This window comes from Streptomyces sp. NPDC056479, assembly GCF_042795335.1.
GTDB lineage: Bacteria > Actinomycetota > Actinomycetes > Streptomycetales > Streptomycetaceae > Streptomyces.
On sequence record NZ_JBHTRZ010000004.1, the window covers coordinates 62,439 to 84,044 of the forward strand.

Below are 21,606 nucleotides of genomic sequence, written 5' to 3' on the forward strand. Positions count from 1 at the left end.
GCCGTCGTGGCTGGTCGCGCAGTTCCCCGCGCCCCTATCAGGGCGCTACCGAACCGGCGTTCTAGCCCTTGGTGCCGCCTGCCGTGAGGCCGGTCACGAGGTTCCGCTGCACGAAGTAGAAGAACGCGGACACAGGTATGGCGATCAGCACAGCCGTCGCGGCCATCAGATTCCGCTGCGCGTCATGCTCACTGACGAACGTCTGCAGACCCACCGCGAACGTGTACTTCGTGTCGGACAGCATGAACGTGGACGCGAACGCGACCTCGCCGAAAGCCGTGAGGAAGCTGTAGAACGCGGCGACCGCCAGACCCGGCTTGGCGAGCGGCAGGATCAGTCGCCCGAACGTGCCGAAGGGGCTCAGTCCGTCGACGCGTCCCGCCTCGTCGATCTCGAACGGGATGGTGTCGAAGTAGCCCTTCATCAGCCAGGCACAGTACGGCACGGTCGTCGAGCAGTAGACGAGGATGAGACCGAGGTAGTTGTCGATGAGCTGGAGCTCGGACAGGATCTGGTACATCGGCACCATGAGTACGGCCACCGGGAACATCTGGGTCACCAGCAGCACCCACATGAACTTCTTGTAGCCCGGAAAGCGCATCCGCGAGACCGCGTACCCGGTGGTGGCGGAGATGACGAGGCCGACGAGCGTGGTGCCCAGCGTGACGATCAGTGTGCTCGTCAGCCAGTCGAAGAACTTCGTCTCCTGCAGGACGAATGTGTAGTTGTCCAGCGTCATCTTCCCCCAGATGCCACCGGGGTGGAGATAGTCGTCCTTGTCCGGGCCGAGCGACAGAAAGACCAGCCAGGCCACGGGGAACAGCGCGATCAGGCTCGCCACGATCAGGATGCCGTGGGAGGCGACGGAGGTTCCGAGGCCGCGGCGGCGTTCCTTGCGCGGGTGGGCAGTGGTCATGGAGTCCTGCTTGTTCACCGGGGTCTCAACAGTGGTCGTACTCATGGGGACTCCTGCCTCAGATCGCGAGCTGCTGGTCATTGCGGTTCAGCCAGCGGCGGTAGAAGGAGGTGAAGACGATCAGGATGGCCAGGAGCAGCATGCCGTAGGCGGCCGACTGCGCGAAGTCACGTGGCTGCTGTCCGAAGCCGAGGTAGTAGGCCCAGGTGACCAGGATCTGGGCGTCCGGGGCGGTGTCGCCGAACAGCAGGAAGATGATCGCGAACTGGTTGAAGGTCCAGATGATGCCGAGCAGTACGACGGTGGAGCTGACGGACCGCAGGCCCGGCAGGGTGACGTACCGGAACTGCTGCCATCGGTTGGCGCCGTCCATCTCGGCGGCCTCGTACAGCGTGGAATCGATGGACTGCAGCCCGCCGAGCAGCGAGAGCATCATGAACGGCACACCGCACCAGGTGTTGACCATGATCGCGGCGAACCGCTGCCAGAAGGTGTCCTCCAGCCACAGCGGTGTCGGCAGATGGAGCGTCTCCAGGAACGAGTTGATGATGCCGCCGTCGGCCAGCATGAACCGCCACCCGAAGACGGTGACGAAGGTCGGCACGGCCCACGGCAGGATCAGGATCAGCCGGTACAGGGTGCGCCCGCGCAGCTTCTGGTTGAGCAGCAGGGCGAGGCCGAGGCCGATCGTGTAGTGGAGGGTGACGCAGGCCGCGGTCCAGAAGATCGTCCAGATGAAGTGCGACCAGAAGCGGTCGTACGCGGTGTCGCCCCACAGGATGTCGGCGTAGTTGTCGAGGCCGATGAACTTGTAGGTGGCGTCGATGTGGTTGACGCCGATCGTGCGGGCGCTGTTGAGGCTGTTGGCGTCGGTGAGCGTGAGGTAGAAGCCGTACACCAGCGGGTACACGACGAGCACGCCGAGGACGATCACCACCGGGGCGATCATCGCGTAGGCGTACCAGTGCTTCTGGTAGCCGTGCTTGAGGCGCCGGCCGAGACCGGGCCGCTTCCCGCGGTCACCGCGGCGCTTGCCGGTCGCGCGGTCGATGGCGACTGTCATGGTTCGACAACCTTCTCGAAGATCAGCAGATCGGGGGTGTACGGCGCACAGGCCGGTGGCCGCCGGATCCCTCCCCCCTTGAGCAGGGGGATCCGGCGGCCACTCGGGGTCACTTACTGAAGTCCGGGACCAGCTTGGCGATGGAGGTCTCGGCGGTGCCCAGGCCCTTGTCCAGGGACTCCTTGCCACCGGCGATCTTCAGCAGCTCGGTGTCCAGCGGGCCCCACAGGGAGCTGTACTCGGGCAGCGCCGGGCGCGGCTGGGCGGCGGCGAGGACGCCCTGGTAGCCGGCGATGCCCGGGTCGGCCTTGACCTCGGCGGTGTAGGCGTCGTCACGGGTGGGCAGCGTGTTGTTCTTCAGGGCGATGGTCTCCTGGGCCTTCGCCGAGGTCATGAAGTTCACGAACTTCAGCGCGGCCTTCTGGTGCGCCTCGTCGGAGCCGGCGTACACGGAGAGGTTGTGGCCGCCGGTCGGGGCGCCCGCCTTGCCGGCGGAGCCGGCGGGGACGGTGGCGATGCCGAGGTTGGCCTTGTCCTTGAACGCGGAGCCCTTGTAGAAGTTGGTGATCTCCCACGGGCCCTGCATGATCGCGGCGACCTTGCCGTTGACGAACGCCTCCTGGATGTGGGCGTAGGCGTCCGCGGTGGTGTCGGCCTTGTGCAGGCCCTTGCCGTCGAAGAGGCTCAGCCAGGTGCCGTAGCCCTTCTTGGCCTCGGCGCCCGCGACGGTGATCTTCTTGGCGTCGGCGTCGACCGTGTCGGTGCCCTCGCCGTAGAGGAACGTCTGGGCGTAGTAGGCCTGGGTGGAGCCCCAGTAGCCGTCGACGCCGGTCTCGTCCTTGATCGTGGCGGCGGCCTTCTTCAAGTCGTCCCAGGTCTTGGGAGCCTCGACGCCGGCCTTCTTGAACAGGCCCTTGTTGTAGACGAAGGCGAGGGTGTCCGTGGTGAACGGAACGCCGTAGACCTTGCCCTCGTACTTGGCCTGCTCGATCAGGCTGGGCTGGAACTTGGCCTGGTCGGCGAGGGCGTCGGTGCCGTCCAGCGGCAGGAAGAAGCCCTTCTTGGCGAAGGCGGGGGTCCAGCCGACCTCGGAGCGCAGGATGTCCGGGGCGCCCTTGGAACCGGCGGCGGTGTCGAACTTGTTCTGCGCCTGGTCGAAGGGGACGTTGACGTACTTGACCTTGACGTCCTTGTTGGCGGCCTCGAACTCCTTGACCAAGGCCTGGTACGTCGGCGCCTCATTGGTGGCGTTGGAGGTGTCCCACCACGTGATGGTCACCGGCCCGCTCGAGTCGCTGCCGCTGTCGTCCCCGCCGCCGCAGGCCGTCGCCGCCAGGGCGAGGGACGCCACCAGCGCGGTGGCCGCTATGCCACGCCGCATGAGTTCTCCTTGAGGGTGAAAGCCCGTGTGATGCAGGGCGGCCCCGTCTGCCGAGCCCTGCTGTCTTGCCGACTGCGCCGTTGCGGCCGCCGGGCGACGTGAACGTAACAGCGCTGAAAGACTTACGAAAGACCTTGCAGAAAAAAAGTGCAAGAGAGCGCTGAAGTTATCCGGGCGTGACCGCACGGCGACCACCGTGAGACGCTGTTCTTACGCGGTGGGGCGGCATGTGCGGCACTTGTGCAAGACTCTGCAAGCTCTTGCCATCACTTTCACGAGGGAGCGCGATGACGCAGCAGCCCGGGCGCGGACGATCAATAGGTCGCCCACGGCGTCCGATTGGTGTGCAAGGCGACATACGGCCGGTACAGTCCAGTGCCGTGACCACACGGCTTGCCGACATCGCTGCTCAGGCGGGGGTGAGCGAAGCGACCGTCAGCCGCGTCCTCAACGGCAAGCCGGGCGTCGCCGCCACCACTCGCCAGTCCGTGCTGGCCGCACTCGACGTGCTCGGCTACGAGCGCCCGGTGCGGCTGCGCCAGCGCAGCGAGGGCCTGGTGGGTCTGATCACCCCGGAGCTGGAGAACCCGATATTCCCGGCCCTGGCCCAGGTCATCGGCCAGGCGCTCACCAGGCAGGGCTACACGCCGGTGCTGGCCACCCAGACCCCCGGCGGGTCCACCGAGGACGAGCTCACCGAGATGCTGGTCGACCGCGGAGTGGCCGGCATCATCTACGTCTCCGGCCTCCACGCCGACACCACGGCCGACATGCAGCGCTACGAGCGACTGCGCGCCCAGGGCGTCCCCTTCGTGCTGGTGGACGGCTTCTCCCCCAAGGTCCAGGCGCCGTTCATCTCCCCCGACGACCGCGCGGCGATGAACCTCGCGGTCACGCACCTCGCGTCGCTGGGCCACACCCGTATCGGCCTGGCGCTGGGCCCCAAGCGCTTCGTCCCGGTCCAGCGCAAGATCGAGGGCTTCGTCCGCACGGTGCAGGACCAGCTGAACCTGCCGACGGACGTCATCGAGAGCGAACTGATCCAGCACTCCCTGTACACGCTCGAGGGCGGCCAGGCGGCGGCCACGGCCCTGATCAACCGCGACTGCACCGCGGTGGTCTGCGCCAGCGACATGATGGCGCTGGGCGCGATAAGGGCGGCCCGCCAGCTCGGCCTGGACGTCCCCAAGGACATCTCGGTGGTGGGCTTCGACGATTCCCCGCTGATCGCCTTCACCGACCCGCCCCTGACCACGGTCCGCAAGCCGGTCCCGGCGATGGGCCAGGCCGCGGTGCGCACCCTCCTCGAAGAGATCGGTGGGACTCCGGCGCCCCACAGCGAGTTCGTGTTCATGCCGGAGCTGGTGGTGCGCGGTTCCACGGCCTCGGCACCCGGGGACAGAACTCGTCCCTAAGTCGTCCGCGAGACGGAGAATAGGCGCGTCCGCCCGTGCGTTGGTAGGAGAATGGGGCGATACGTCCGCTGTAGAACGTGCGTCCTGAACCCGTCCGAGGGATGATCGGTCGGGGAAGGCTTATCTGGCAGACTCTGTGCCTATGGGTGACACGACCGTGACGACACTGGAAGGCCGCGAAGCGGCCGTCCCGCACCCTGTCGCGGAAGAGACGGGGCGGGGTCCGCTGCGCCGACTGCGCGCCCCTCGCCGCCCTCGCCTCTGGTTCGAGATCCTGTTGATCGCGGTGAGTTACTGGACGTACTCACTGATCCGCAACGCGGTACCGGAGCAGAAGTCCGAGGCGCTGCGCAACGCCGACTGGCTGTGGAGGCTGGAGCACAGCCTCGGCATGGCGGTCGAGGAGTCGGTCAATCACGCCGTGAACTCGGTGACTTGGCTCATCGTCGGCATGAACTACTACTACGCGACGCTGCACTTCATCGTCACCCTGGGCGTCCTGATCTGGCTCTACCGCAGCCACCCCGGCCGCTACGCGGCTTCCCGCCTGGTCCTCTTCGCGACCACAGGTGTGGCCCTGGTCGGTTACTATCTGTACCCGCTCGCTCCCCCACGGCTGATGACCAACACCGGTTTCATCGACACGGTCCTGGTCCACGACACCTGGGGTTCGATGGCGTCCGGGGACCTGAAGAACATGTCGAACCAGTACGCCGCGATGCCGTCGATGCACATCGGCTGGTCCGTCTGGTCCGGCCTGACGATCTTCGCCCTGGCGAGGGTCCCCTGGGTACGCGTCCTGGGCCTGCTCTATCCCGCCGCCACCCTGCTGGTGATCGTGGCGACGGCCAACCACTTCTGGCTCGACGCGGTGGGCGGCCTCCTCTGCCTGGCCTTCGGCTACGCGGTGGCACGCGTCTGGTACGGAGCGCTCCCGTACGCCCTGCCGAGGCAGGTGCCCCAGCCTCGGAAGGCGGGCCGCAAACGGGCGCCCGCGGCGGCGGGCGCCGACGAACGGCACCTCACGCCCGACGGCGACCGTCCGGCCGAGGACGGACACTCCCCGGCCCGGCCCAGACCCACCACGAAACCGTAGGCGCCGGCCGGCCCCTGTTTCACCCGCTGTAGAACAGCTCGTCCACAACCCCCCGAGCGCGCCGCGCGGTACGCCGGTACGCATCGAGCATGTCGCCCACGTGACCGGGCTCGTACCCCAGGTAACGCCCCACCGCGGCCAGCTCCCGGCTGTCCGAGGGAAACGTGTCCCCGGCCCGCCCCCGCACCAGCATCACGGCGTTGCGCACCCGCGTGGCCAGCACCCATGCCTCGTCGAGGATCGCCGCCTCCTCCCCCGGAATGAGCCCGGCCGCACAGGCGGCCGCCAATGCCTCGCGCGTCCGGGTCGTCCGCAGCCCGGGCTCGGCCCACCCGTGCCGGAGTTGCAGCAGCTGCACGGTCCACTCGACGTCGGAGAGCCCGCCGGGCCCGAGCTTGGTGTGCAGCTTGGGGTCGGCGCCCCGCGGCAGCCGCTCGGACTCCATCCGCGCCTTCAGCCGCCGGATCTCCCGCACGCCGTCCTCGCCGAGCCCTTCGGGGGGATACCGCAGGGGGTCGATCAGGTCGATGAACCGACGTGCCAGATCCTCGTCCCCCGCCACCGGCTCGGCCCGCAGCAACGCCTGCGACTCCCACACCAGCGACCACCGCCGGTAGTACGCCGCGTACGAGTTCAGTGTGCGAACCAACGGCCCCGACTTCCCCTCGGGCCGCAGATCGGCGTCGATCAGCAACGGCGGATCGGCGCTGGGAATCTGCAGCAGCCGCCGCATCTCCTCGACCACCCGGTTCGCGGCCACCCCGGCCTCATGGTCGTCGACGCCGTCGCGCGGCTCGTGCACGAACAGCACGTCGGCGTCACTGCCGTATCCCAGCTCGTGCCCCCCGAACCGCCCCATGCCGATGATCGCAAACCGGGTGGGCAGGGTGTCGCCCCACCCGTCCCGGACCACCGCCCGCAGGGTCCCCGCCAGCGTCGCCGCCGTCAGATCCGAGACCGCGCCCCCGACCCGGTTCACCAGCGCACCCTGATCGGCCTCCGCCGGCTTCGTCTCGGTGCCGTAGGAGTCGACGATGTCGGCGGCGGCGGTACGGAACAGCTCCCGGCGCCGCACCCCACGCGCCGCCGTGACGGCCTGTAGGGCACCCTCCGCGCGCCGGACCGCCGCGAGGATCTCCTGCTCCAGGTGCCCCTGCGAACGGGGGTCCAGCCCGCTCCCGCCGTCCCCGTCACCGAGCAGCGCCACCGCCTCCGGTGCCCGCATCAGCAGGTCGGGGGCGAGCCGGCCGGCCGACAGCACCCGGGCGAGGTTCTCGGCGGCGGCCCCCTCGTCCCGCAACAGCCGCAGATACCAAGGGGTCTTGCCGAGCGCGTCCGACACCTTCCGGAAGTTCAGCAGTCCCGCGTCCGGATCGGCCGAGTCGGCGAACCACCCCAACAGCACGGGCAGCAGCGTGCGTTGGATCGCCGCCTTCCGCGTGACCCCGGAGGCCAGCGCCTCCAGATGCCTGAGCGCGGCGGCCGGATCGGCGTATCCGAGCGCGATCAGCCGCTCCCGGGCCGCTCCGGCACTCAACCGGGCCTCGCCGGGGGCGAGTTGGGCCACGGCGTCGAGCAGCGGCCGGTAGAAGATCTTCTCGTGCAGCCGTCGTACGACGCTCGCGTGCCGTTTCCACTCGCGGTTCAGCTCGGCGACCGCGTCGACACGCAGCCCGAGCGAGCGGCCGATGCGCCGCAGATCGACGTCGTCCTCGGGCACCAGGTGGGTGCGCCGCAGCCGGTAGAGCTGGATGCGGTGCTCCATGGAGCGCAGAAAGCGGTAGGCGGTGTCGAGCTGCGCGGCGTCGGCCCGTCCGACGTACCCGCCCGCCGCGAGCGCCTGCAACGCGTCCAGGGTCGTACCGCTGCGCAACGAGGCGTCGTCCCGGCCATGCACCAACTGCAGGAGCTGTACGGCGAATTCGACGTCCCGGAGCCCTCCCGGGCCCAGCTTCAGCTGCCGGTCCAGCTCCGCGACCGGGATGTTCTCGACGACCCGTCGCCGCATCTTCTGCACGTCGGCGACGAAGTTCTCCCGCTCGGCGGCCGTCCAGACCAGCGGCTCCAGCGCGGCGACGTACTCCTCGCCGAGTTCGATGTCGCCGGCCACCGGGCGGGCCTTGAGCAGCGCCTGGAACTCCCAGGTCTTGGCCCAGCGCCGGTAGTAGGCGAGGTGGCTGCTGAGCGTGCGCACCAGGGGACCGTTTCTGCCCTCGGGTCGCAGATTGGCGTCCACGGGCCAGATGGAGCCCTCGACGGTCGTCTCGGAACAGATCCGCATCATGTGCGAGGCGAGCCTGGTGGCCGACCCCAGTGCCTTGGCCTCGTCGGCGCCGTCGGCGGTCTCCCCGACGAAGATGACGTCGACGTCGGAGACGTAGTTGAGCTCGTGGCCGCCGCACTTGCCCATCGCGATCACCGCGAGCCGGCACTGTGCGGCGTCCTCGGGGGCGGCGGCGCGTGCGATGGCGAGGGCGGCGCGCAGGGTCGCGGTGGCGAGGTCGGCGAGTTCGGCGGCGGTCTGGGCCACGTCGGCGGTGCCGCACACGTCGCGCGCGGCGATGGACAGCAGGCAGCGCCGGTAGGAGACGCGCAGCGACACCGGGTCGTCGGCGTCGGCGAGGCCCTGCTCGAACTCCTCCACCTCGGGGTGCAGATCCCGCGGTTCGTACATGACCAGCGCCTGCCAGTCGCCGGGGTGCCGGGCGAGGTGGTCGGCGAGCGCGGAGGAGGCGCCGAGCACGCCGAGCAGCCGGTCGCGCAGGGGTTTGGCCGCTATGACGGTGTCGAGCAGTTCCCGCTGGGCGGCGGGGCCGGGCTGTGCTTCGGTCAGCCGGACCAGGCCGTGCAGGGCGAGGTCCGGGTCTGCGGCGCCGCCGAGGGCCTCCAGCAGCACCGGGTCGTTCCTGATCGGCGCGAGCTCGGCGCTCTCCAGGAGCCGCTCGGCGGCCGAGGGGTCGGTGAATCCGTGCCGCAGCAGCCGTGTGAAGGTACTGCTCCTGCGCCCCGGCGCCGTCATGCTCGCCCTCCCGTCCGATCGGGGTCGTACGCGCCCGATCAAGGTCGTACCGGTCGAGCCTAGCCCGAGTACCTGGCCGTGGCGCCGATGAGTTCGGGCGGTCCGGACGGTCTGCCCTGTCGAACGAGAAGTCTCGAACGATGAGTCTCGAACAAGAAGTATCGAGCGAGAAGTCCGGCGACACATCTGGAGGGCGTCCGATGAGTGAGATGACCGGGAGCACCGGGATGACCGGGATGACCGACAAGCAACCGCAGACCCGGCTGGACGCGCGCTACAGCGACGAGACGGCCACCGCGACGCCGTGGGCCGAGGCCGAGAAGCGGCTGGCCGAGGCCGAGCTGTTCTGGATCTCGACGGTACGGCCGGACGGGCGGCCGCATGTGACCCCGCTGCCCGCGGTGTGGTCGCAGGGCGCGCTGCATTTCTGCACGGGCCCGGAGGAGCGCAAGGCGAGGAACCTCGCGCTGAATCCGGACGTCGTCCTGACCACCGGCACGAACACCTGGGACAAGGGGTACGACCTGGTGGTCGAGGGCGAGGCGGTACGGATCACCGACGACGCGCGGCTGCGTGAGCTGGCCGCCGGGTGGGAGGCGAAGTACGGCGCCTTCTGGCACTTCGAGGTGGCCGACGGACGCTTCCACCACGGAGCGGGTTTCGCCTATGTCTTTTCGGTGGCGCCACGGACGGTTTTCGGCTTCGGTAAGGGTGAGCCGTTCAGCCAGACCCGCTGGCGTTTCACCATGGAGGACTAGCGATGGACTTCACCCTCGAAGTGATCCCGCTGCCCGTGACCGACATCGACCGGGCCCGTGACTTCTACCGGGACAAGGTCGGCTTCCACGTCGACATCGACCAGGAGGTCATGCCGGGTATGCGCATCGTCCAGCTGACGCCTCCGGGCTCCGGCTGTTCGATCGCCCTCGGCGACAGCATCTGGGACATGACCAAGGGCGAGACAGTACCCGAGCCCGGCTCCTACCAGGGCCTCCAGCTCTGCGTGGCCGACATCAAGGCGGCCCATGCGGAACTGGTCGAGCGCGGCCTGGACATCTCCGAGCCGGTCCAGTACGCCCCCGACGACGGTGCCACGTTCATGTACTTCAAGGACCCCGACGGCAACGGCTGGTCGATCCAGGAGTACCGGCGCAGGGCTGCGGAGCCTCTGCACGAGCTCCTGTCGAAGCAGGCGGATCAGTAGCCGCCCCGAAGGGGCGCGGGGAACCGCGCGAGCGGTCCTCCACGGGCCGCACCCGCCGGCCACCACACCTCGCGCCCCACGGGGCCTCCGCCGAAGATCACGGAGGAACTCCGTAATCAGCCCCCGTTGGAAAACCGGTCTCCCCGCAGACCCGCAACGCGCCGTACAGTCCGGTGAAATTCCGTCAGGGAAACACGGAGTAAATCGCGTCGCAATGCTCGTTCCCGGGCGGTTGCGACAACCACCCGGGAACGGATTTCATTGATTCAGCAGTGGTCGGTGTTCGTGCCGTACCAACCGCCCCACGTATTGGTCGCGTAGTCGTCGTAGTTGCAGTAGTAGTTCCCTGCTTCCGTGACGACCTTGACGGCCTTTCCGGCGGAGCTCTCGAAGTAGGCGACCACGGCCAGGGCTCTGCCGTTGCCGGGCATTTCCTTCCAGCCCCCCGCGCCTGACCAGGTGTGCCAGATCGTTCCCGAGGGCGCCACGCCGAAGCACTCGTCCGGCCCGTACTGCCAGTCGACGAAGTCCGCGCCGTATTCGTTGAAGTTTCCCGTGTATCCGTAACAGGTTGCCGTAGCCGCTGCCGCGGGTGAAGTGGAGACGCCCACCGCACCGAATGCCGCCAGTGACACCGCAGCGGCGGTGACCGCCATGCGGAAACGAGACTTCACGAGTTCTCCTCTGTTCGGTTTCGGCCCTTCTTGAATGAGCCCGCCTCACGCTATGTGGGTCCGAAAGGACTCACAAGTGCGGTTTTCGGCTACTCAAACACAAATGGACCGATAGATTCCAAGTAGCGGAGTGATTCGTGAAATTTGCGCCGCTGCAACTTTCCCTATGGATGGAGGGTGCGCAATTCGGGTCAATAGCACCGGCGGGGATGCGCCGTGGGACGCGATGACTCGGTCTCGTCCTTCCGGTACTGGGGTGAAAAGGTTGTTCGACTTGGCCGGGAAGGTGCAGGTGAGCCGCAGCGAGGGCGTAGGGGATCCCGTCGGGCGGATCAACGCAGTCCGGCGAAGAGGTCCTTCTCGGGTACGGCTGCGCCGGTGGTGTCCTGGACTCGTACGAAGGTCTCCACGCCCATCAGCTCGCCGAACCTCTCCTTGCCCATCTTGAGGAAGAAGATGTTCTCGCCCTGACTGGCGTGCGCGGCCAGCGCATCGAACTTCTGACCGCTGAACGCGGTGGTGTCCACCCACGTGGTGATCTCATCGTCGGGGAGGCCGATCTCGGCCATCGCGGCGGCTTCGGCAGGATCCGGCTCCGGCATGTCCGGATGAAACTCGCGCATGATCTCCCCGAACCGCTGCATCCCTGAGCGGGGCATCGTCGTCCAGTACACCTTCGGTGTCAGCGCGGTCATCTCCAGCGCCGCCATCGTGATGCGGTGGGCCTGGATGTGGTCGGGGTGGCCGTAGAAGCCGTTCTCGTCGTAGGTGACGACCACATCGGGCCGGTAGTGCCGCATGAGTTCCGCGAGGCGGGCGGCGCCTTCCTGCACGGGGGTCTGCCAGAAGGATCCGGGGGCCTCGTTGCTCGGCCAGCCCATCATTCCGGAGTCGGCATAGTCCAGCATCTCCAGGTCGCTGACCTTCAGGACCTCACAACTCGCCTCGAGTTCTTGACGGCGCATCAAGGCGACCGCCGCCGGATCGTGCCCGGGATCGCCCGGCTTGACACCCCCCGGACCGTCACCGCAACCGCCGTCGGTACACGTCACGAGAACCGTGCGGATGCCCTCCGCCGCGTACCGCGCGAGGACCCCTCCGGTTCCGGTGGCCTCGTCGTCGGGGTGGGCGTGTACTGCCATGAGCGTCAACGGCCGGTCAGTCATGAAAACAGTCCTTCTGCAGAAGTACGTCCTGGTCCCCCGCCCTTGCGGGGCCGGTCCCTCGGTTGATGCAACCGTGCGGGCGGGACCGGCTGTTCCCGGCTTGGCCAGGTCTCGCCGAGGATCTCGAACTGACTGCCCACGGGGGACTGCTTGACGGCCCAAAGACGGCCCAGGGACCCCGAACCGCAGTGGGGCCGACGGTCAGCCACCGTCAGCCCCACTCGTCGAATCGAGAACTACAGAACCGGCAGATTCTTCCGCAGCTCGAACGCCGTCACCTCGGACCGGTACTCGTGCCACTCCGCCCACTTGTTGCGCAGGAAGAAGTCGAAGACGTGCTCGCCCAGCGTCTCCGCGATCAGGTCGCTGCGCTCCATCAGGGACAGCGATTCGCCCAGGTTCTGCGGCAGCGGCTCGATGCCCATCGCCCGGCGCTCGGCGTCGGACAGGGCCCAGACGTCGTCCTCGGCGCCCGGGGGCAGCTCGTAGCCCTCCTCGATGCCCTTGAGGCCGGCGGCCAGCAGGACGGCGTAGGCCAGATACGGGTTCGTGCCGGAGTCCAGGGAGCGGACCTCGACCCGCGCCGAGCCGGTCTTGCCGGGCTTGTACATCGGGACGCGGACCAGGGCCGAGCGGTTGTTGTGGCCCCAGCAGATGTACGACGGCGCCTCGCCGCCGGCGCCCGCGGTGCGCTCGGAGCCGCCCCAGATGCGCTTGTAGGAGTTCACCCATTGGTTGGTGACCGCGGAGATCTCCGCCGCGTGCCGCAGCAGACCGGCGATGAAGGAGCGGCCGACCTTGGAGAGCTGGTACTCCGAGCCGGACTCGTAGAAGGCGTTGCGGTCGCCCTCGAACAGCGAGAGGTGGGTGTGCATGCCGGACCCCGGGTGCTCGGAGAACGGCTTCGGCATGAACGTCGCGTGGACGCCCTGTTCCAGCGCCACCTGCTTCATGACCAGGCGGAACGTCATGATGTTGTCGGCCGTGGACAGGGCGTCGGCGTAGCGCAGGTCGATCTCCTGCTGGCCCGGTGCGCCCTCGTGGTGGGAGAACTCCACCGAGATGCCCATCGACTCCAGCATGGTGATCGCCTGGCGGCGGAAGTCCATGCCGACGTTGGTCGGGGTGTGGTCGAAGTAGCCGGAGTTGTCGGCGGGCGTCGGCCGTGAGCCGTCCAGCGGCCGGTCCTTCAGCAGGAAGAACTCGATCTCCGGGTGGGTGTAGAAGGTGAAGCCCAGGTCGGAGGCGCGAGCGAGGGCCCGCTTGAGGACGTAGCGCGGGTCGGCGAAGGACGGCGAGCCGTCCGGCATGAGGATGTCGCAGAACATCCGGGCCGTGCCGGGCGCCTCGGCGCGCCACGGCAGGATCTGGAACGTCGACGGGTCCGGTTTGGCGATCATGTCCGACTCGTATACGCGGGCGAAGCCCTCGATCGCCGAGCCGTCGAAGCCGATGCCCTCGTCGAAGGCCTGCTCAAGCTCTGCGGGGGCCACGGCCACGGACTTGAGGAAGCCCAGCACGTCCGTGAACCACAGGCGTACGAACCGGATGTCGCGCTCCTCCAAGGTCCGGAGCACGAACTCCTGCTGCTTGTCCATCTTCCGCTTCCCCATCCTTGCTGGTCAGGCCGCCTGTCTCCGAGTCCCGCAGGAGGCGGTCGGGCACCTGAGCATCACACCACAACACCGTTTCATGCGCGTTGCGGACCTTGATCGCCGCGGCGACCTCGGGCCGAACGCCTGGCCTACGGCAAGTGTCCCGTCCCGGCCCGCGCTCTCGGTGCGCTGCTCCGTCGCCCATCTTGCCTGCTTGGAGCGACATCCGTAATGCCCGGCCCCTCAGGACCCACCCCGCTTTAATTTGCATCTCAGATGCAAGTTTTAATGATGGGCGGGCGGCCGACCTCACGCCGCCCGGTCGAACCCGAGGAGACCCGATGCTGTCCGAGCAGTCCGCCGCCACCGTGCGCGCCACCCTCCCCGTCGTCGCAGGGGCGATCGGTGAGATCACCGAGCGCTTCTACGCCGGGCTGTTCGCCGCCCGCCCCGAGCTGCTGCGCGACCTGTTCAACCGCGGCAACCAGGCGGCCGGCACCCAGCGGCAGGCGCTCGCGGGGTCGATCGCCGCGTTCGCGACCTACCTGGTGGACCACCCCGACGAGCGGCCCGACGCGATGCTGGCCCGCATCGCCCACAAGCACGCCTCCCTCGGTGTCACGGCCGAGCAGTACGCCCTCGTCCACGAGCACCTCTTCGCCGCGATCGTCGAGGTGCTCGGCGAGGCCGTCACACCCGAGGTCGCGGCGGCCTGGGACGAGGTCTACTGGCTGATGGCGAACGCGCTGGTCGCGATCGAGAAGCGGCTGTACGAGGAGCGCGGCGGAGGCGGCCTGCGGGAGTGGGAGGTCGTCGGGCGCGTCGAGGAGACCGCCGACGTCGCCACCTTCCGGCTGCGCCCGGCCGACGGCGGCCCGGTGCCGGACTTCCGGGCGGGGCAGTACGTCTCGGTCCAGGTCGAGCTGGCGGACGGTGCCCGGCAGATACGCCAGTACAGCCTCTCCGCCGCGCCCGGCTCACCGCTACGCCAGTTCAGCGTGAAGCGGGTGCACGGCGGGGCCGCCCCCGACGGCGAGGTCTCGAACCACCTGCACGCGCGCGTGCACGTCGGTGACCGGCTGCGCCTGTCGGCGCCGTACGGCGATCTCGTGCTCGGCGAGGGCGGGGCCGGCGTACCGCTTCTCCTCGCCTCCGCCGGCATCGGCGTGACCCCGATGGTCGCCATGCTGGGGCAGCTCGCGGACCGCGGGCACGAGGGCCGGGTCCTCGTGGTGCACGGCGACCGCTCCCCCGCCGAGCACGCCCTGCGCGCCGATCACGAGGCGTACGCCGGGAAGCTGCCGGACGCGTCGCTGCACTTCTGGTACGAGACCGGCGCCGACGACACCGAGGAATCCCACCGCACCGGCCTGGTCGACCTCGCCGGCATCGCCGTACCGAACGGCACGCGCGCGTATCTGTGCGGTCCGCTGCCCTTCATGCGGGCGGTGCGGGCGCAGCTGATCGGGAAGGGGGTGGCACCGGCGGACATCCACTACGAGGTGTTCGGGCCGGACCTCTGGCTGGCGCAGCAGGGCTGAGCCGTACCGGCCGTCAGGGCAGCCGGCCGATCTGCAGCAGCAGCGGCCCGGTCGGGTCCGCGGTCACATCGGCCACCGTCAGCGGGTCCAGCGAGGCGAAGAATGCCTCCTGGGCCCGCCGCAGCGCCCCGCGCAGCCGGCATCCGGAGTGCAGCGGGCAGGGGTTGTCGCCCTCGCACTCGACGACGTCGCCGTCCCCCTCGAAGGCGCGCACGATCGTGCCGACCGACGCGGTACGGCCCTTGTCGCTGAGGGACAGCCCGCCGCCACGCCCCCGGCGCGCGTCGACCAGCCCCATGTGCTGGAGCTCGGCGACGACCTTGGCGGCGTGTGTGTACGGCACCTCCATGTCCGCCGCGACCTCGCGGGTCGTCGGCGTCGCGTCCCCCAGGACGGCGAGCCGCATGAGGAGACGCAGTGCCAGGTCGGTGGAGCGCAGCAGCCGCATACGGGCAGCGTAGATAATGCGCATCCACGGTTCAAAATATCGGTCGGCCGACGAGCGCCGGTGGACGGGATCGTGCCGATCCGGCCTTTCCCGAGCCCTCTCTACGAGAAGTCACAGCTTCCCCATTACGATCAGCGGACCCGACCGTCCCTTGCCAAGAAGGACAACACTCATGGGCTCCGCCAAGAACCAGAGCAACGCGGCACGCAAGGCTCGAATAGAGGAGATGCGACGTGCCGAGCGTGCCCGTGAGCGCCGCAACCGCATCCTCACCGTCTCGGCCAGCGTGGTGGTCGTGGTCGGTCTCGTGGTCGGCGGAGTCGTCCTCGTCCAGTCGCAGTCCGACGACAGCGACAAGGCCCAGGCCGACAAGAAGACCTCCGGCAAGTTCGTCACCGGCACGGACGGTGTGCGGACCTGGAAGGGGACGCTCGGGCGCACCCATGTCGCCAAGAGCGTGAGCTACAGCTCCGAGCCCCCGGTCGGCGGCGACCACAACCAGGTGTGGATGAACTGCAACGGCGACGTCTACACCAAGGAGCTCAAGAACGAGAACGCCGTGCATTCGCTGGAGCACGGCGCGGTCTGGGTGACGTACACCAGCAAGGCGTCGAAGTCCGACATCGACGCGCTGGCGGCGAAGGTCAAGCAGACGCCGTACACGCTGATGAGCCCGGACGAGAAGCAGAAGGACCCGATCATGCTCACCGCGTGGGGCCACCAGCGCGCCGTGACGAGCGCGAAGGACCCGAACGTCGGGAAGTTCTTCGAGAAGTACGTCCAGGGTGAGCAGACGCCCGAGCCGGGCGCGGCGTGCACGGGTGGTCTGTCGGAGTGAAGCAGCACGTCGGCTGGATCGCCGGGACAGCGGCGGCCGTGCTCGTCGCGGTCGGCGCGCTCACCTACTCCATCGCCGAGGACGGCGGTTCGAGCGATACGCCGAGCGCCGACTCGGCGGACGCGGGGTTCGCGCGGGACATGGCGGTGCACCATCAGCAGGCCGTGGAGATGTCGTACATCGTGCGCGACCGCACCGATGACGAGGACGTGCGGCGCCTGGCGTACGACATCGCGCAGACGCAGGCCAACCAGCGCGGCATGATGCTGGGCTGGCTGGATCTGTGGAAGTTGCCCAAGGTGTCGTCGGACGCGCCGATGACCTGGATGGGCATGAGCGGCATGGCCTCCGGCGAGGACGGGGCGCTGATGCCGGGCATGGCGACCAACACGGAGATGAAGAAGCTGGGGACCCTCAGCGGCAAGCAGGCCGAGGTCCTCTTTCTCCAGATGATGACGGCCCATCACAAGGGCGGCATCCACATGGCCGAGGGCTGCCTCGACAAGTGCGAGGTCGGCGTGGAGAAGCGGCTCGCGCAGACCATGGTGAACGGTCAGCGGTCGGAGATCGACCTGATGGCCGGCATGCTGAAGGAGCGGGGCGCCGAGCCACGGCCGTAGCCCTTCCACAGCCCTGCCGCCGGCCGTTGAAATGGCCTTGTCATTAACGTAGTTGGGACCTTCTTGGGCCGCGCATTCCCCTGGCGTGAACGGTTCGTCGCTTAAGTGGCCACCGTCGGGTGATCCACTCGCACACGAATCGCACAGGGGGTTCCATGAGATCTCGACGTGCCGCGCTGCGCACCTCGATGAGCCTGGCGGCGACACTGCCTTGGCTCACCGGCGCGATGGCGCTCGGCATACCGGCGGCACACGCCGCGGACGGCCCGGGCCGCGACACCCTCGCCGGCACCAAGCCCGCCTGGGCCACGGCCAGGGCGGACCAGGGCGCGACCTCGGACGGCACACAGGTCGCCGTCCGCGTCTACCTCCGGGGCAGGGACGCGACCGGCCTGGCCGCCTACGCCAAGGCCGTGTCCGACCCGCACTCGGCGTCGTACGGCAAGTACCTGACCGCGGCCAAGGCCCAGTCCCGCTTCGGCGCGACCAAGGACCAAGTGGCCGCCGTCAGGAGCTGGTTGACGTCGGCGGGCCTGAAGGTCACGGGTGTCACGCGGCACTATGTCGCCGTCACCGGCGAGGTGGCCGCCGCGGAGAAGGCGTTCGGCACCCAGCTGCACAACTACACCAAGGGCGCGAAGACCTACCGCGCGCCCACGAGGACCGCCTCGGTGCCGGACGGTGTCAAGGACGCGGTCCTGACCGTCACCGGCCTCGACAACGCACCGCATCTGGCGAGCCACCAGGACCAGCTCCCGCCGCCGGAGACCGTGTTCCGCAACGCCGGGCCCTTCTCGTCGTACCACGGCTCGAAGGTGGCGAGCACACTGCCGGAGGCGTACGGCACGAAGATCCCGTACGCCGTCAAGGGCTACACCGGCAAGCAGCTGCGCGCCGCGTACGGGGCCGGCAAGCGCACCGGCAAGGGCGTGCGCATCGCCATCACCGACGCGTACGCCTCCCCGACCATCGCCTTCGACGCGGCCACCTACGCCAAGCGCAACGGTGACGCGGCATGGAAGAGCGGCCAGTTGCACCAGGTCCTGCCGGCGAAGTACACGCGGACCGAGGAGTGCGGGGCGGCCGGCTGGTACGGCGAGGAGACCCTGGACGTCGAGGCCGTGCACGCGGTCGCGCCCGGCGCGCAGGTCACCTACGTGGGCGCCGCGTCCTGCTACGACGAGGACCTGCTGGACTCGCTCAGCAGAATCGTCGACAACCATCTGGCCGACCTCGTCTCCAACTCCTGGGGCGAGACCGAGGACGCCCAGACGCCGGATCTCGCTGCCGCCTACGACCAGGTCTTCCAGTTCGGCGCGGTCGAGGGCATCGGCTTCTACTACTCCTCCGGCGACGACGGCGACGAGGTCGCGAGCAGCGGCACCAAGCAGGTCGACATCCCGGCGAGTTCGGCGTGGGTGACGGCGGTCGGCGGTACGTCGCTGGCGGTCGGCAAGGGCGACAAGTACCTGTGGGAGACCGGCTGGGGCACGCAGAAGGCGGTGCTGTCGGCCGACGGCAGGAGCTGGACCGGCTTCCCCGGCGCGTTCACCTCGGGCGCGGGCGGCGGCACCAGTAAGACGGTCGCCGAGCCGTACTACCAGAAGGGCGTCGTCCCGGACGCGCTCGCCAAGGCCAACGGCGCCGGCGGCAACCGCGTCGTCCCGGACATCGCGGCGATCGCCGACCCGAACACCGGGTTCCTGGTCGGCCAGACGCAGACCCTGCCGGACGGCACGACGCAGGCGTACGACGAGTACCGCCTCGGCGGCACCTCGCTCGCCGCGCCGGTGATCGCGGCCGTGCAGGCGCTGGCGCAGGAGGCGCGCGGGGGCAGGCCGCTCGGGTTCGCCAACCCGGCGATCTACGCGCGCCACGGCTCGAAGGCGTACCACGACGTCACGGACAACCCGACGGGTTCCGGGCTCGCGGTGGCCCGCGTCGACTACGTCAACGGCTATGACGCGACGGACGGTCTCGCGACGTCGGTACGCAGCCTCGGCAAGGACAGCTCGCTGAGCGCCGTGAAGGGCTACGACGATGTGACGGGCGTGGGCACGCCCGCGAACGGCTACGTGGAGTCGTACCGCCGCTGACCGGCGCAGGGGCAACAGAACGCCCCGCCGACGGAAGTCTCGACTCCGTCGGCGGGGCGCTGCCCCTCATCACTTCAGTGCGGCAGCCGCTCCGGGCTGGGGACATGCGTGGCGACCACGCGCTCCCGCCCCGCCCGTGGTGCGACCCGACGCCGGTCCACCGCGTAGGCGCCCCCCGCGACCCCGAGCCCGAGCACGGCCAGCGCCGCGCCCGCCGGCGCCGGGGAGGTGACGCCGAAGCCGGCCGCGAGGGCCAGGCCGCCGATCCAGGCGCCGCCCGCGTTCGCGAGGTTGAAGGCCGCCTGGTTGGCCGAGGAGGCCAGGGACGGGGCCGCCGACGCCTTCTCCATGACCATCAGCTGGAGCGGGGAGCCCGTCACGAAGGCGGCCATGCCTAGGAGCGTCACCGCGAGGGCCGCGGTCCACGCCGTGGACATCAGGAGCGGGAACAGGGCCAGCACCACGACCAGGGACACCAGACCGCCGAACAGCGTCGCGCGCAGCGCGTGGTCCGCCAGCCGTCCGCCCAGCAGGTTGCCCACCGTCGCGCCCACGCCGAACAGCGCCAGCAGCAGGGTCACGCTGGCGTCGGTGTACCCGGCGGCGTCGGTCAGCATCGGCGTGATGTAGCTGTACGCGGCGAAGAGCGCGCCGAAGCCCGCGACCGTCGTGCCGAGCGCCAGCCACACGGGCAGCGAGCGCAGCGCGGCCAGTTCGCCGCGCAGGCCGGCGGCCTCGGCGGCGTGCGCCCCGGCGCGCGGTATCAGCAGCGCCAGCGCGGCCATCGCCGCCAGGCCGATCGTGCTCACGCCGAGGAAGGTCGCCCGCCAGCCCAGGTGCTGCCCCATGAGCGTGGCCACCGGCACGCCGACGACGTTGGCCACCGTCAGGCCCAGGAACATCAGCGAGACGGAGCGTGCCTTGCGCTCCGGCGCGACCATGTTCGTCGCCACGACCGCGCCGACGCCGAAGAAGGCGCCGTGCGGCAGGCCGCTCAGGAAGCGGGCGGCGACCAGCCAGTGGTGGTCCGGCGCGAAGGCGGACAGGACGTTGCCCGCGACGAACAGGGCCATGAGGCCGATCAGCACGGTGCGGCGCGGCATCCGCGCCGTGACCGCCGCGAGCAGCGGGGCGCCGATGACGACGCCGAGCGCGTAGGCCGAGACCAGGTGCCCGGCGGCGGGGATCGAGATGTCCAGGTCGTTCGCGACTTCGGGCAGCAGGCCCATCATCACGAACTCGGTCGTGCCGATACCGAAGGCGCCTACGGCAAGGGCGAGCAGGGCCAGGGGCATGAAGTGCCTTTGCCTTTCGGGGTGTCGAGAGGTTCAGTTCCGTGACTTCTTATGTTCAAGTACGGAACAAAGCCTGTCAGACCCAGTACTCCGGCAGATGACAAGCCGGTGGCAAGGACCCGTCCAGAAGGCGCTGACCTGGGGTTTTCAGGAAGCGGATGTGTCGACCTTCACACGTGCCGCCACCGGCAGATGGTCGCTCCCGGTCTGCGGCAGCGTCCATGAGCTCATCGGCTCGACGCCCTTCACCATGATCTGGTCGATCCGCGCCATCGGGAACGACGACGGCCAGCTGAAGCCCATGCCGCTGCCCGAAGCGCCCTGTGTGGAGCGCATCTGGGCGGTGATCGCCCGCAGTGCGCGGTCGTTCATCGTGCCGTTCAGGTCGCCGAGCAGCACGGCCTGCTGCAGTGGCTCGTGGGCGATGGCCTCGCCCAGCGCGTTGGCGCTCTTGTCGCGCTGCCGGGCGGTGAACCCGGCCTCCATCTTCACCCGCACCGACGGCAGATGGGCCACGTACACCGCGACCTGCCCGGAGGGCGTGGTCACCGCGGCCCGCATGGCGCGCGTCCAGCCCAGCTCGATGTTGACCGGCTTCACCCCGCTCAGCGGGTACTTGCTCCACAGCCCGACGGTGCCCTGCACCGAGTGGTACTTGTACGTCGACGCCAGCGCCTTCTCGTACGTCGGGACCGCCGCGTCCGTCAGTTCCTCCAGGGCGACGATGTCCGCGCCGGAGGCGGCCACGTCCTGGGCGGTGCCGGACGGATCGGTGTTGTCGGCGTTGACGTTGTGCGTGGCCACCGTCAGGTCGCCGCCGGTGCCGGTCTTGTCGGTGAGCTGGCCGCCGAAGAGGTTCAGCCAGACGATCGCCGGAATCAGCAGGGCGATGAGCGCGGTCGCGGACCTGCGGACCAGGGCCAGCACGAGCAGCACCGGGACGAACAGGCCCAGCCAGGGCAGAAACGTCTCGGTGAGACTGCCGAGGTTGCCGATGACGTTCGGGATCTGCGCGTGCAGCAGCATCACCAGCGCGAGGATCACCGCGAGCGCGGCGAGCACGATGCCGCGCCGCCAGATGCGCGGGTCACCGCGCCAGCCCGCGACCAGCCGGCCGCGTAGGCGCCGAAGCCCGGATTCCCGGTGCTCGGGCCCCGAGCCTCCGCTGTCCGCCTCCGTCACGTACGCCTGCTGCGCCATACCGTCGCCTCACTACCTGCCGTGCACACCGTCGTCCCC

Annotated in this window: 18 protein-coding genes; 8 read left to right on the forward strand and 10 right to left on the reverse strand. The window is 69.2% G+C overall.

What is annotated here, in order from left to right; translation table 11 throughout:
* Positions 1 to 61: 61 nt before the first annotated feature.
* From ACFQ6S_RS16810 to ACFQ6S_RS16820, 3 genes are all read right to left on the reverse strand, one after another.
* Positions 62 to 961, reverse strand: a complete 900-nt coding sequence (locus ACFQ6S_RS16810) for a sugar ABC transporter permease (protein WP_383409452.1) — start codon at positions 959 to 961, stop codon at positions 62 to 64.
* Positions 962 to 974: 13 nt separating this feature from the next.
* Complete coding sequence (locus tag ACFQ6S_RS16815) at positions 975 to 1,979, reverse strand: carbohydrate ABC transporter permease (protein ID WP_383409455.1); 1,005 nt, start codon at positions 1,977 to 1,979, stop codon at positions 975 to 977.
* Positions 1,980 to 2,088: 109 nt separating this feature from the next.
* Positions 2,089 to 3,360, reverse strand: a complete 1,272-nt coding sequence (locus ACFQ6S_RS16820; RefSeq protein WP_383409458.1) for an extracellular solute-binding protein — start codon at positions 3,358 to 3,360, stop codon at positions 2,089 to 2,091.
* A gap of 380 nt (positions 3,361 to 3,740) precedes the next feature.
* Here ACFQ6S_RS16820 and ACFQ6S_RS16825 point away from each other — a divergent pair, with 380 nt between their 5' ends.
* Positions 3,741 to 4,775, forward strand: a complete 1,035-nt coding sequence (locus ACFQ6S_RS16825) for a LacI family DNA-binding transcriptional regulator (RefSeq protein ID WP_383409461.1) — start codon at positions 3,741 to 3,743, stop codon at positions 4,773 to 4,775.
* A 142-nt stretch (positions 4,776 to 4,917) separates the two neighbouring features.
* Positions 4,918 to 5,871: a phosphatase PAP2 family protein gene (locus tag ACFQ6S_RS16830; RefSeq protein WP_383409465.1), complete on the forward strand. Its 954-nt coding sequence runs from the start codon at positions 4,918 to 4,920 to the stop codon at positions 5,869 to 5,871.
* Positions 5,872 to 5,890: 19 nt separating this feature from the next.
* Here ACFQ6S_RS16830 and ACFQ6S_RS16835 read toward each other — a convergent pair whose 3' ends face one another.
* Positions 5,891 to 8,890 (reverse strand): bifunctional [glutamine synthetase] adenylyltransferase/[glutamine synthetase]-adenylyl-L-tyrosine phosphorylase, encoded by a 3,000-nt coding sequence (locus ACFQ6S_RS16835; protein WP_383409468.1) that lies wholly within the window; start codon positions 8,888 to 8,890, stop codon positions 5,891 to 5,893.
* A 236-nt stretch (positions 8,891 to 9,126) separates the two neighbouring features.
* Here ACFQ6S_RS16835 and ACFQ6S_RS16840 point away from each other — a divergent pair, with 236 nt between their 5' ends.
* Both ACFQ6S_RS16840 and ACFQ6S_RS16845 read left to right on the forward strand, forming a co-directional pair.
* A complete protein-coding gene (locus ACFQ6S_RS16840) occupies positions 9,127 to 9,648 on the forward strand; it encodes a pyridoxamine 5'-phosphate oxidase family protein (protein WP_383411245.1) in 522 nt (173 codons plus the stop codon).
* A 2-nt stretch (positions 9,649 to 9,650) separates the two neighbouring features.
* A complete protein-coding gene (locus ACFQ6S_RS16845; protein ID WP_383409471.1) occupies positions 9,651 to 10,094 on the forward strand; it encodes a VOC family protein in 444 nt (147 codons plus the stop codon).
* Between the two features lie 266 nt (positions 10,095 to 10,360).
* Here the strand turns inward: ACFQ6S_RS16845 and ACFQ6S_RS16850 are convergent, their stop codons facing one another.
* From ACFQ6S_RS16850 to glnA, 3 genes are all read right to left on the reverse strand, one after another.
* A complete protein-coding gene (locus tag ACFQ6S_RS16850) occupies positions 10,361 to 10,768 on the reverse strand; it encodes a hypothetical protein (RefSeq protein WP_383409474.1) in 408 nt (135 codons plus the stop codon).
* Positions 10,769 to 11,100: 332 nt separating this feature from the next.
* On the reverse strand, positions 11,101 to 11,934 hold the full coding sequence (locus tag ACFQ6S_RS16855; RefSeq protein ID WP_383409477.1) for a PIG-L family deacetylase: 834 nt from the start codon (positions 11,932 to 11,934) through the stop codon (positions 11,101 to 11,103).
* A gap of 236 nt (positions 11,935 to 12,170) precedes the next feature.
* A complete protein-coding gene (gene glnA, locus ACFQ6S_RS16860; RefSeq protein WP_383409479.1) occupies positions 12,171 to 13,532 on the reverse strand; it encodes a type I glutamate--ammonia ligase in 1,362 nt (453 codons plus the stop codon).
* A gap of 338 nt (positions 13,533 to 13,870) precedes the next feature.
* Between glnA and ACFQ6S_RS16865 the strand changes: the two genes are divergently transcribed.
* Positions 13,871 to 15,070, forward strand: coding sequence for a globin domain-containing protein (locus ACFQ6S_RS16865; protein WP_383409482.1), 1,200 nt, complete (start codon positions 13,871 to 13,873; stop codon positions 15,068 to 15,070).
* A 13-nt stretch (positions 15,071 to 15,083) separates the two neighbouring features.
* On the opposite strand, the gene ACFQ6S_RS16870 is transcribed toward ACFQ6S_RS16865, so the two are convergent.
* Entirely contained in the window at positions 15,084 to 15,518 is a 435-nt protein-coding gene (locus ACFQ6S_RS16870) for an RrF2 family transcriptional regulator (RefSeq protein WP_383411248.1), read from the reverse strand.
* Between the two features lie 172 nt (positions 15,519 to 15,690).
* Between ACFQ6S_RS16870 and ACFQ6S_RS16875 the strand changes: the two genes are divergently transcribed.
* The 3 genes from ACFQ6S_RS16875 (at position 15,691) to ACFQ6S_RS16885 (ending at position 19,072) form a co-directional block, all read left to right on the forward strand.
* The gene (locus ACFQ6S_RS16875; RefSeq protein ID WP_383409485.1) at positions 15,691 to 16,356 is read left to right on the forward strand and encodes a DUF3105 domain-containing protein; all 666 of its coding nucleotides are present in this window, start codon (positions 15,691 to 15,693) and stop codon (positions 16,354 to 16,356) included.
* Positions 16,353 to 16,976 (forward strand): DUF305 domain-containing protein, encoded by a 624-nt coding sequence (locus ACFQ6S_RS16880; protein WP_383409488.1) that lies wholly within the window; start codon positions 16,353 to 16,355, stop codon positions 16,974 to 16,976. Before ACFQ6S_RS16875 ends, ACFQ6S_RS16880 begins: the two co-directional genes overlap by 4 nt.
* 155 nt (positions 16,977 to 17,131) lie before the next feature.
* Complete coding sequence (locus ACFQ6S_RS16885) at positions 17,132 to 19,072, forward strand: protease pro-enzyme activation domain-containing protein (RefSeq protein ID WP_383409491.1); 1,941 nt, start codon at positions 17,132 to 17,134, stop codon at positions 19,070 to 19,072.
* Positions 19,073 to 19,146: 74 nt separating this feature from the next.
* Here ACFQ6S_RS16885 and ACFQ6S_RS16890 read toward each other — a convergent pair whose 3' ends face one another.
* Entirely contained in the window at positions 19,147 to 20,367 is a 1,221-nt protein-coding gene (locus tag ACFQ6S_RS16890; RefSeq protein WP_383409494.1) for an MFS transporter, read from the reverse strand.
* Positions 20,368 to 20,514: 147 nt separating this feature from the next.
* A complete protein-coding gene (locus ACFQ6S_RS16895; RefSeq protein ID WP_383409497.1) occupies positions 20,515 to 21,567 on the reverse strand; it encodes an endonuclease/exonuclease/phosphatase family protein in 1,053 nt (350 codons plus the stop codon).
* Positions 21,568 to 21,606: the final 39 nt, after the last annotated feature.

Excerpts from the sequence above, each read along its gene's own strand:
- ACFQ6S_RS16810 (WP_383409452.1), bottom strand. The coding sequence starts at position 961 with ATGAGTACGACCACTGTTGAGACCCCGGTGAACAAGCAGGACTCCATG.
- ACFQ6S_RS16815 (WP_383409455.1), bottom strand. The coding sequence starts at position 1,979 with ATGACAGTCGCCATCGACCGCGCGACCGGCAAGCGCCGCGGTGACCGC.
- ACFQ6S_RS16820 (WP_383409458.1), bottom strand. The coding sequence starts at position 3,360 with ATGCGGCGTGGCATAGCGGCCACCGCGCTGGTGGCGTCCCTCGCCCTG.
- ACFQ6S_RS16830 (WP_383409465.1), top strand. The coding sequence starts at position 4,918 with ATGGGTGACACGACCGTGACGACACTGGAAGGCCGCGAAGCGGCCGTC.
- ACFQ6S_RS16835 (WP_383409468.1), bottom strand. The coding sequence starts at position 8,890 with ATGACGGCGCCGGGGCGCAGGAGCAGTACCTTCACACGGCTGCTGCGG.
- ACFQ6S_RS16840 (WP_383411245.1), top strand. The coding sequence starts at position 9,127 with ATGACCGACAAGCAACCGCAGACCCGGCTGGACGCGCGCTACAGCGAC.
- ACFQ6S_RS16845 (WP_383409471.1), top strand. The coding sequence starts at position 9,651 with ATGGACTTCACCCTCGAAGTGATCCCGCTGCCCGTGACCGACATCGAC.
- ACFQ6S_RS16855 (WP_383409477.1), bottom strand. The coding sequence starts at position 11,934 with ATGACTGACCGGCCGTTGACGCTCATGGCAGTACACGCCCACCCCGAC.
- glnA (WP_383409479.1), bottom strand. The coding sequence starts at position 13,532 with ATGGACAAGCAGCAGGAGTTCGTGCTCCGGACCTTGGAGGAGCGCGAC.
- ACFQ6S_RS16865 (WP_383409482.1), top strand. The coding sequence starts at position 13,871 with ATGCTGTCCGAGCAGTCCGCCGCCACCGTGCGCGCCACCCTCCCCGTC.
- ACFQ6S_RS16870 (WP_383411248.1), bottom strand. The coding sequence starts at position 15,518 with ATGCGGCTGCTGCGCTCCACCGACCTGGCACTGCGTCTCCTCATGCGG.
- ACFQ6S_RS16875 (WP_383409485.1), top strand. The coding sequence starts at position 15,691 with ATGGGCTCCGCCAAGAACCAGAGCAACGCGGCACGCAAGGCTCGAATA.
- ACFQ6S_RS16885 (WP_383409491.1), top strand. The coding sequence starts at position 17,132 with ATGAGATCTCGACGTGCCGCGCTGCGCACCTCGATGAGCCTGGCGGCG.
- ACFQ6S_RS16890 (WP_383409494.1), bottom strand. The coding sequence starts at position 20,367 with ATGCCCCTGGCCCTGCTCGCCCTTGCCGTAGGCGCCTTCGGTATCGGC.
- ACFQ6S_RS16895 (WP_383409497.1), bottom strand. The coding sequence starts at position 21,567 with ATGGCGCAGCAGGCGTACGTGACGGAGGCGGACAGCGGAGGCTCGGGG.